A 9,851-nucleotide genomic window follows, 5' to 3' on the forward strand; every position below is an offset into this window, starting at 1 on the left:
ACAAGATGAGCGGCCCCCGGAACAAACCCAGGAGCCGCTCATCCATGCCTCTTGACACCAGAACCTACATATCAGTCGGATGATGTTGACCACCAGGTTCCAGACGCCCCATGGTTCTTCACGTTTCCGCTTGGATTCCATGCCGGCCACCTCCTCCCGAAGGAACATGGCACGGCACGCGCGCGTTTGTGGGCACAACAACGTTGCGCCCCACGCGCGTAGGGCCATACACTCAAAGTGTGGCGTTTGAGGTTCTACGGCCCTCTTACCGCACCAATGAGCGAACCGCTCAGAACAAGAACCCGAGTCGCAATCGGGTTCTTAGTTCGTTAACGGCACCCCAGGCTCTTACCTGGTGAATCAAGGGTAACCGGAAGATCAAGGCTACCCTGAGCTATTAGCGAGCTACGCAATAACCCTGGCCATCGCGCGCGGTCATGCTATGGAGGATGACCCATGGACGACGGCCCCGCCCACAAGGGCGGCATACTCGGCTTCCAGCACTTGTCTCACAAAACTAAAGGTTTTCAAGACGCTCGATGCCGTCGAAGTGCGAAGAGGTCCGGCTCCGGAATTCCGGGGGATTTGAGTGTCTTGATAACTCGCCTCGTTGCCATGTGTCTCAGTTGCGGTGGTTTTTGGCCTTTTCGAGACATCATGTAGGGATGAGGTTACTTGGGTTTACGAGGGTGAGCACGTCCGGTCAGGATGCGCAGTTGCAGTTGGATTCGCTTCTGTCGGTGGGGGTGCCGGCGCGGGATGTGTTCTCGGATGTGACGTCGGGGACCAGGTCCGCGGTTCAGCCGTCCGGGAATGAAGAAGCTGCTTGCGTATGCGCAGGCGGGAGACACGGTGGTGGTCTGGCGGGTGGACCGACTGGGCAGGTCTTTGATCGATGTGTTGAACGCTGTGAATTTGCTCCAGGGCAGGGGGAGTGGCGCCGCGCTCGGTCTCTGATGGCATTGACCCTGCAACGAGCACCGGAAGGTTGATGCTGAACATGTTGGCTACGTTGGCCGATTACGAGCGTGAGCTGATCAGTGAACGTGTCACGGCAGGGATCGCCGCGGCGAAGGCCGGTGGTGTGAGGTTCGGGCGGCCGGTGGCGGAGCCTTCAGTGATCGCAGGGAAGCTGGAGATCGTAAACGAGGTCCGCGCCAGCGGCACAACAGCTGCAGAAGCGGCCCGTTTGGTCGGTTGGAGTCGCGCGACCTTGTACCGGCACCTGCAAGCGGCGGAACGGGACACTGTGTTGTCTGCGCCCAAAGACCTTCACCCATGACCGCTCCCAATTGGTGGAAACTGTGATCGGGGAACGTCTCAGCCTGACGGAACGAGCGGAATTGGTGATCGCGTTCGTTGACGGTCACGGGACTTTGCCCATGGCGAAGAGAGCGCCAGGTTCTTTGGAAGCCGAAGCGCATAAGGCCCTGGCGCGTGTGCGCTTGCTGAAGCGTCAGGGAAAGCTGGAGTCTGAGGTGTCCATGCTTCTGGACAGGGCTTGTCCTGGGTGGCTGGACGGTAACGCCTTCCGGCTGGAGCGTGCGTGGAGGGCTCGTCGGGATGAACTGGTCCAGTGGATGAAGGTCCACCAGCGCCCGCCTTACCGGTTGTCCAACAACGGGGCTGAGCGGGGCTTGGCAGGCTTCGTCGCTTCGTATCGTCGCCCTCGATATCGGGAGCAGTTTCCGGAGCGTATCAAGGAGCTGGATGGATTTGCTCCTGGCTGGGACGAAACACCCGTATGGCCCGTTCAGACCCTATTACGCCAGTGACTCCGAGTAGTCCCGAATGCTCCGTGGTACCGGCAAGCCTGACGCGGGGTTTGAGGATTTTCGGCGTTCCTGTGATCTTGGGTGATTCCGGCTGTCTTCGAAGGTGACCGTGGCTCGGTCGGGCCACCTACTGTGTGTCACGTTTGGGGTTTGAGCTGGTTATGTAGGTGCCCGGGAGCGGGTTGGCGGCGGCATGGATTAGTCCCGTGCTGCAGGAACACACGCCAAGACGCGCCTCGGGTCAGCAGTGCGTGCCGTTGAATATCTCAGCCCCCATTGAGACCCCGGCGCGCAGCGGCGGCGGACGTGCTCATGGTGCCGTCGTGTCGCGTGGCCGAGCTTGGGGCCGCCACGCGACCTGCGCCCCAAAAAGGGGGGGCACGTGGCAAATCGCCCGGGCTGGGAAATACCCCCTGACCTTTTGGTGGAAGAACGCCCAGCACGGTTTGGGTGTGGGCCCGCGGTAGGTTGTGGGCCTGCGTGAGAGATTTCCTCTGTTGAGGAAAGCAGGGAAGGGCCGGTGCTAGTTCAGATCTGGTATCGGTCTTCTGCGTTCCCCCCCGCCGTCCGCCTGGACCGTGCACGGCAGGGGCTGACTGTAAGGTTGCTGCATAATCCGTACCGTGCAGCTAGTCTTAGGTCCACTCGATGCTGTGGGGGCGTGAATGGAACCGGTCACTGTTGATGGCGGTAAGGGCACAGTTGAGCTCGATGACGGGGGATTCTTCCATCTGGTGTGGAAGCCAGGGACCGAGCTGGTCCCTGAGGACGTGCACGCGGCAATACGGCGAATCAATGATCTGGCCGACGGCGCTGAGTACCCGATGCTGATCGACATCACCAATACCCGGTCGATCACCCGGCAGGCCAAATCCGTTTTCAGTACCAAGTGTGCTGCCTCGCGGATCGCCTTGCTTGGATCAGACCCAGTCAATCGGGTCATCGCGAACTTTGCCATGTCACGACGTACTCTTCCTTGCCCCACGCGATTCTTTGCATCACACGCTGAGGCGATGCATTGGCTTTTGCAGACCCCGTCACCGTGACTTTGTTGAAGGGGCAGCGATCTATGCTGTGTCCGGGAGATGAACGAACAAGCCATGGCACTATAAGGCATCCGCGAGCGACGGGGGGCAGGGAACACCGCCGTTCTTTCCCCAACGCCGCCCGCATCGTGCAGGCCAGGGGATGATGAGGTGCCTCTTGCATACAGCTAGCGCGCGTCCCCTATGAGGCATTTTCCGGTCGACAGTACCGGCAGTGTGACTATCGTGACCGCTTGGCTCCGGATTTGACCGATGATGCAGCTATGGCCGCTTTGGGCGGCTGCTTCGATGGCGTCGACGTCCAGGCCTGTCGGTGTCCGGCTTGCGGATACTTCCAGTGTTGAGGCAGGGATGCCCGCGGCAACCAGCTGGTTTCGGATCTGTTCCTGAGCCGGTTTCGAGGCGTCTGAGGTTAGCCTCGTTAGGACGGATTCCATTGTTTTTGTAAGCTCGGTGGTTTCCGATTTCGATGCTGTTGCTGCGGAGAAGCTGGTGACTGGGGATTCGACGTGCTGAAGACTGGACGGCCCGCCCATGTGTCTGAGCTCGGGGGCGGAGCAGCCGGTGACAAGCACGCTCAGTAGCAGGGCGGCGGTGAGCAGCCGTGCATGCAGGCTTCCGGATACTAGGTGGGGTCCGGCTGGTTCCTGTAGCGTCCGGTTGCTGTTCATCGGGTAATTTTGCCACGCCCGGCACACGTGTTGGTTGAACTCCCGGGCAGAGCGTATGCGGGCAGTCATGACTGGACTGCTATTGGTGTTGCCCCGGTGAAGCCGATGGTTGAATCCGTGAATCCGGTGAACTGCGACATCCAGGGAAACAGGAATTGGACCATCAAGACCAAAACGCCTGCGATCAGCGCCAGCGTGAGGAGGACCCGGAACCACAAGGGTCCAGGGAGAAGTCGGAACATCCACCCGTACATGGTCTACTCCTGCCCATGGGCGGCGGCGACCTGCGCGGCGATTTCGGCCGGCGGCCCGGCGGCTACTGGTTGCCAGTGGTCCAGGACCGAGTAGGCGATGATCCGCTCTTGGGCGCCGAATCGGGGGTTGCAGCTGGTCATGGTGAGGATACTCTCCGTAGGTGTGGCATTGGGTTCGGTCGGCACGGGCAGCAGCACGTCGGTTTTGGAGGGCAGGACGATTTGGTTGTTCCGGAACACGTACACGTAGTAGCCGTTCTTGGTTTGTACGTAGAGTTTGTCGCCTGGGACGAGGGTGTGGATGTTGTCGAGAACGGCGCCGTGGGTCTGTCGGTGACCGGCTACGGCGAAGTTGCCCAAGGCGCCAGGCATGGCAGTCTTTTCGTAATGACCTAGGCCGAGGGTGTCGAGTACATCAGTGGTGGTGCCCTGGACAATGGGGCGCCAATAGTTTTCCCCGAAACGGGGGATATACATGATCCCGATAGTCCCACCACGGCCCGGAGTTGCGGAAACCGCCGGGGTGCCGTAGTCCACCGGTCCGGTAGCCGCCGGGGGCACTGGTTGTAGTGGCCCGTCAAAGTCCTGCGCGAATTCCTTGATAGCCTCGGCTTGTTTCGTGTCGGATTCTACGTTGGTCCACCACAGCTCCCAGCCCACAAACAGCAGCAGTACAACCCCGGCAGTGATGAGAACCTCACCGAAGACCTGGGTAACTCTCCGAAAGATCCGAACACCAGCAGACGGGCCGCCACCACGTTGGCGGTGCGTGCCCCGATGCTGTGCCCTCGACGGATTGACGGGAAGGGGTGGATGCCATTCGGGTACGTTCTCAGCGTCAACCATTAACATCCACCTTAACCATCGACATCCTGAACAGTGTTGACCCCTAGTTTTTGTGAGTGTCAGCAGCTTTGAGCGTGGAACCGGTAGTGGGTTTGACGCCGTGCCTACTTTGACCTGCATGGCCTCGCCGGTACTCGGGTTCCGGACCGTGCGCGCTGCGGGCGGTGCGTTCCACTGCAAGCTCGGCAACGAGTTCACTGCGCATCTAGTAACACACGTTCTCCTGGACTTGATACGGTTCCTGCGCTTGCCATGGGTCAGGTCCAGCTTAGAAGGGAAAAGGTCCGACCTGGCGTGCCGGTCCGGACCTTTTCCCGTTAGCCGTGCTAGCAGTCCAGAGCTGCTATCCGACCTTGCCGGAGAGTGCGACCAGGACACCTGCCGTAGCGAAGTACTTGTTGCTGCCCAGGTCCTGGATGGTTTTGATGCCCATGCCGGCAAGTAGTTCGTCGTGCTTTTCGGTCAGGCCGGCAAGAGCCGAGGGCGGGGCGGATAGGACCTCGTTCAGCGTTGAGTTCTCGTAGGCCTTGTCCAGTGCCTTGCCCAATTCAATCGAAACAGCCATTTATGTGTCCTTTTCATCGATACCTGAAACCAGCGCAGCCGGGTTTGCGGCTGCACGAACGCCGCGATTTATCCCTGCGCCGCTGAGGGACACGCTATCGCAGCGCCGGTCTGCCTTGCGGGAACCTTGGGATTCCTGCGGCGGGAAACGGTGACAATCGAACTGCCTGTCCGCCCGTAGGGCCGTCCTTCTTGCCTGGTCTTGCCCCGCGGAATGATCGCTAAGAAGGACGCTAGCGCCACCACTTTCGAATGTTCGCTGGGCAGCATTAGAGAGACGGCACCGAAGAGCTCCTTTCGATTGCTCCCCCAGAAAGAACCGTCAGCATCCAAAACAGCAAAGCCCGCCGAACCCGTGATGTCCAGACACGGTAATCGGCGGGCTGTGCAATCAACGTTGAGGATCATCAGGCAACTCGCTGGGATGCCTACGCAACCCCAAATTCTACTTAACCGCTGGATCGTCACCAGCGTGTCGGCTGCATCGTTAGCGCGACTGATGACACGCCAGTATCAGGAAGCCTAACGTGAGACATCCTAGGGGCGAGACCATGCCGCCCTCCCGCGGGATGTCTTGACGGTGGCCACCATTACTGGGTTGGTGGCCACCGCTCCCATTTATGGGTTGTTGTGCCAGAACAGGCGGATGACATCAACGGCTAGCCGGATGATGTTGACCACCAGGTTTCAGACGCCCCATGGTTCTTCACGTTTCCGTTTGGACCCGGGCACGGCACGCACGCGAATATGGGCACAACAACGTTGCGCCCCACGCGTGTAGGGCCACACACTCATAGTGTGGACTCAGAGGCTATGACCCTCTAACCGCACCAATGAGCGAACCGCTCAGAACAAGAACCCGAGGGCAATCGGGTTCTTAGTTCTTTAACGGCACGGCAGGCGTATGCCTGATGATTCCAGCCTAGCTGGCAGTTCCCTTCTTCTGCGTCCGCAGCCTAACCAGACAATCGACGCCCGGATCCGTGTTGGTCAGATGAGTGTGCGTTGGCTGTCGTAGACGGTGGTGAGGGGGTTTTTGTCGGTGAAGTCGTGTCCTACCGGCCAGGTGATCACGGGCTTTAGGAAGATGGCGATGAATTTGCCGTCACTGGGTGCGCAGTTGGAGCTGGAGTCGTTGCTTGTGCCCTCGAATCCGGCTTCAACGTGACCCTTCCGCCGGTTCGTTCAGGTTTCTCGGCGTCATGATCGGGGGGGGCTTGGTCGTTCTTATGGGGTAGCGATGCAGAGCGATCCTTTCGACATCCATGAACGGGGCGCTTTTGTTTCGTCAGGGGTTTGCTGGCAGGGATCCGGCAAACCCCCTCTCGTGTCCGCTGAGCACTGGCCGTGTAGCGGACACAGGTGGCCTCGCCCTGCCATCGGCGGGGCCACCACTGTGGGTGCTCTTCTTTTTTGTCGCCTGAACGGATATCAATGCGCACCTGAGCATGTGGGGCGTATAGGGGCGGGGGAGCGGTGCCGGTGCTGTGGTGGAAAGGTTTCACGTTGTCTCGGTTGCTGAATGTTTAGTCGGGGAGCCAGCCACCGGCGACCAGGCGTTGCCGTAGCGCCAGGCGGCTTAAGGGTCGGTCGTCGTCCTGGTATTTCCGGCGGACGGACAGTAGGTGCTTTTTCACGGCGTTGACGCTGATCCCCAACGTTTGGGCGGTGTCGGCCATGGTGTGGCCTTGCCCGTGAAGATAGATCGAGACCACCTCGTGTTCCCGCGCGGTCAGTTGCGGCGCCTGGGCGTCGACGGAGACGAAGCCGGTGATGTCTTCGGGTATGTATTTTTCTCCGTCGGCGGCGGAACGGATTGCGGTCTCGAGGGTCACGGCGGGGGAGGTTTTGGGGACATAGGCCAGAGCTCCGGCGGCGTAGGCTTGCCGGATCATGGCCGGTTCGGTCACGGAACTGCAGACCACTACGTGCGGTCCCGCTGATATGATCGCCCGGATTTTTGCGGGTAAAGGAATGCTGTCCCCAAGCAGCACATCGAGGATCACAACATCGGAGAGGTCACTCAGGCGGGGTACGACCTCAGCCCACGATGCATACCTGCCGACCACCCGGATCTCGTCGGTATGCTGCTCCAGCCACACGGCCATGCTTTCCAGCAGGACCGCGTGGTCCTCAGCGATGTCCACATCAAGAGTTGGCGGTGAAACCGTGTAGGGCCGCCACGTAGCTCGCCATGTTCTGGTCCTCACATCCCCGGCCTTTCTCCCACCGTCGCGTACCGGCACTGTAACCATTCTTTGGGGGCACTTGCCCGATACGGGAATGCGAACACCGACCGCGCCCACAGGGACGAAGCCCATCAGGACCAATGGGGTGCAGGCCGAAGGTGCAACAGTGTCGCGTGGTCGGGTAAGGAGCTGCAGCCTCATCAAACTCGCACAACCCTTTGCATAAATGCCCGCCTGCGACCGCCCGTTAGTCGATTCGCGCTGCGTGCTTTAGCCGAAGGCTCTCTGCTGATCGAGTTCTAGAGTCCGGAGGTAGTGTTGCTGGCTGGTCCTCCGTCGTCTTCAGTCCGAGACAGCCGATAATTCCTCCATAGAGAGCTCAGAGGATAGGAATGTAGTAGCCGTCTGCCAACGCCGACTCCGAATGAACTAGGTCAAGCAACGCCGTCGAGTATTCAGTGCTTGCCTCGATTTGGTCCACCAAACCAGCTAGCAGCGTGAACGCGGCTGCGGGAGTGTTCGCTGCTAGGTATCGTCTCTTCAAGTTGAGCGCGATCGCTGGGAGAGTGACATAACCGTCAAATCGTCGGTTCCAAAGCCGTCCATGATGCGCTGCGATGTTTCTCAGGAAGGTGAGGTTCTGAACTGCCTGAAGCAGCTTCGGCTCGTCCTCAAGTAGGAGCGATTTAGTAACTGGTTCGAGGACGCTTTTGTCGCGCAGCGCCCTAAGGAACCTTGAGAAGGTGCCGAGCGAGACAACCTCGATAGCTGCCCAGAATGGAACAGGATCGCCTTTGTCAACATGGTGCCTGATGAAGATTTCGTCACGCGTTTGGATCTCCTGGAAGCTCTTAAGCACCTTGTCGCGGTTTTTCAGTTCTGCTTGCCAACGCTTCCATGCCCCCACATCAGAGGTATCCGGCTCCGGACCCGCTGGAAGGTAGAGATCTTCTTTGAGATACGCGTCTCCGGCACCAATGACCTTCGCCAAGTGGTACGCCACTCGGCTGCGTACGGTTGGTTCAAACACTCCGATTCCATCAAGTACGCGGTGGCGAAGAACCCGGTCGAGGTCATAGACAGATATGAGCTGTGCCGCGGTCGTCCCGGCCGCGTACCTGTCTGTACCGGTTTGGTAGAAGCAGCGTCCATAGCCGCTCACCCGGTAGTAGTTGCTCGAGTATAGAAACATGGCGAACTTGCTCCTGGCGATGTCGCCCAGATCGAGCCCGCGATCCACATGCTTTTGCACTTGGCCGTTGAGATCGATCCAATTCTTCAAATTGATAACCCCCGAAGAAACGAAGAACCCACCCGGCTATTGCCGGATGGGTCCGAATGTTGACTCAAGCATATGCCTTCCGGCGGCAAGGCGCAAACTGATCCATGCCCGTAAACCGGTCCTTCATCGTGCGTCCCAGGCTGCTTAGTCACTTCCGCTCAGGTGCTGGTCGGGAGCATGTGCGTAAGACCCGCACGGTGGGATGCGCGGTGATGGGGGGATTACTGCAACAATGTGGGTGTGACTGGAATGAAAATCGGTTATGCCCGGGTCTCGACGAATGATCAGGACCTCACAGCTCAACGGGACGCGCTGCTTGCCTTGGGGGTGGGGGAGGGGCGGATCTATGTTGATCATGGTCTGACGGGGGCGAACCGGGCCCGCCCGGGTTTGCGTGAGGCGATGGCCGCGTGCCGGGCGGGGGACATTCTTGTGGTGACCAAGCTCGACCGTCTGGCCCGGTCCCTTGGTGATGCCAGGGACATTGCGGACGAACTGACTGTCAAGGGAGTGGTGCTGAGTTTGGGGGGAAGCACGTATGATCCCACGGATGCGGTGGGTCGGTTGTTGTTCAATGTTTTGGGGATGGTTGCTGAGTTTGAGGCTGATCTGATCCGTATGCGTACCCGGGAGGGGATGGCCATCGCGAGGGCCAGGGGCCGGTTGAGAGGCAAACAACCAAAACTCTCAGATTCGCAGCGCAAGCATCTTCTGAAACTTTGCGACGCGGGGGAGCATAGCCAAGCTGAGTTGGGGGAGTTGTTCGGGGTGTCCCGGACCACGGTGTACCGGGAGCTTCAACGGCGCATCACCCAAGCGTGAGGGAACACGTCAGTGCGGTGGCCGGGACGGAGCTGGTGGTCGTATTTGTTGGGGTTCATGGGTCGTTGCCCCTGGCTGGGACGAAACACCCGTATGGGCCCCTCCAAGCCCGTTGGCTCTCTGGCCTCCGAACAGTCCTGAAGGCTTCTTTGGTGCCGGCAAGCGTGTGCGGGGTAGGGGGTTCTTTGTTCGTCTGTGAGCGTGCGTATCGAGTTGAGTTCTTTCCTGGCCCTGCCGTGCGGTTTGAACCCTGACGGGTTTGGAGGCTCTTGAGCAAGTGATGGCCGGACTGCGCGTGTGTGAGTATGTCACTGGCTGGGTCTTCCGTCACGAATTTCAGGCCGGTACGTATTTCCCTGCGACAGGCACTTCCGTAGGGGAAGCATCACCAGCCCTTGATGC

At 59.7% G+C, this 9,851-nt stretch carries 8 protein-coding genes and 1 pseudogene; 3 read left to right on the top strand and 6 right to left on the bottom strand.

Translation table 11 applies throughout. The annotated features are described in order from the left end of the window. Positions 1-665 precede the first annotated feature (665 nt). Together ACFUOZ_RS21055 and ACFUOZ_RS21060 are read left to right on the top strand one after the other, a co-directional pair. Positions 666-1,282 (top strand): annotated as a pseudogene (locus ACFUOZ_RS21055) (recombinase family protein). Between the two features lie 1,158 nt (positions 1,283-2,440). Continuing rightward, the gene (locus ACFUOZ_RS21060) at positions 2,441-2,821 is read left to right on the top strand and encodes an STAS/SEC14 domain-containing protein (protein ID WP_377551910.1); all 381 of its coding nucleotides are present in this window, start codon (positions 2,441-2,443) and stop codon (positions 2,819-2,821) included. 167 nt (positions 2,822-2,988) lie between these two features. Here the strand turns inward: ACFUOZ_RS21060 and ACFUOZ_RS21065 are convergent, their stop codons facing one another. The 6 genes from ACFUOZ_RS21065 to ACFUOZ_RS21090 form a co-directional block, all read right to left on the bottom strand. Next, a complete protein-coding gene (locus tag ACFUOZ_RS21065) occupies positions 2,989-3,561 on the bottom strand; it encodes a DUF6993 domain-containing protein (protein ID WP_377551913.1) in 573 nt (190 codons plus the stop codon). Then, positions 3,558-3,746: a hypothetical protein gene (locus ACFUOZ_RS21070; protein ID WP_377551916.1), complete on the bottom strand. Its 189-nt coding sequence runs from the start codon at positions 3,744-3,746 to the stop codon at positions 3,558-3,560. Before ACFUOZ_RS21070 ends, ACFUOZ_RS21065 begins: the two co-directional genes overlap by 4 nt. 3 nt (positions 3,747-3,749) lie before the next feature. After that, positions 3,750-4,592, bottom strand: a complete 843-nt coding sequence (locus ACFUOZ_RS21075; RefSeq protein ID WP_377551919.1) for a class E sortase — start codon at positions 4,590-4,592, stop codon at positions 3,750-3,752. A gap of 343 nt (positions 4,593-4,935) precedes the next feature. Continuing rightward, positions 4,936-5,157, bottom strand: coding sequence for a hypothetical protein (locus tag ACFUOZ_RS21080; protein WP_377551921.1), 222 nt, complete (start codon positions 5,155-5,157; stop codon positions 4,936-4,938). A 1,525-nt stretch (positions 5,158-6,682) separates the two neighbouring features. Then, positions 6,683-7,366, bottom strand: a complete 684-nt coding sequence (locus ACFUOZ_RS21085) for a response regulator (protein WP_377551923.1) — start codon at positions 7,364-7,366, stop codon at positions 6,683-6,685. A 358-nt stretch (positions 7,367-7,724) separates the two neighbouring features. Then, positions 7,725-8,627 (bottom strand): Abi family protein, encoded by a 903-nt coding sequence (locus ACFUOZ_RS21090; protein ID WP_377551926.1) that lies wholly within the window; start codon positions 8,625-8,627, stop codon positions 7,725-7,727. A 249-nt stretch (positions 8,628-8,876) separates the two neighbouring features. On the opposite strand from ACFUOZ_RS21090, the gene ACFUOZ_RS21095 reads away from it, so the two are divergent. Next, complete coding sequence (locus ACFUOZ_RS21095; RefSeq protein WP_377551928.1) at positions 8,877-9,449, top strand: recombinase family protein; 573 nt, start codon at positions 8,877-8,879, stop codon at positions 9,447-9,449. Positions 9,450-9,851 lie beyond the last annotated feature (402 nt).

The sequence above is a fragment of the Paenarthrobacter sp. NPDC057355 genome (assembly GCF_042667405.1).
Taxonomy (GTDB): Bacteria; Actinomycetota; Actinomycetes; order Actinomycetales; family Micrococcaceae; genus Arthrobacter.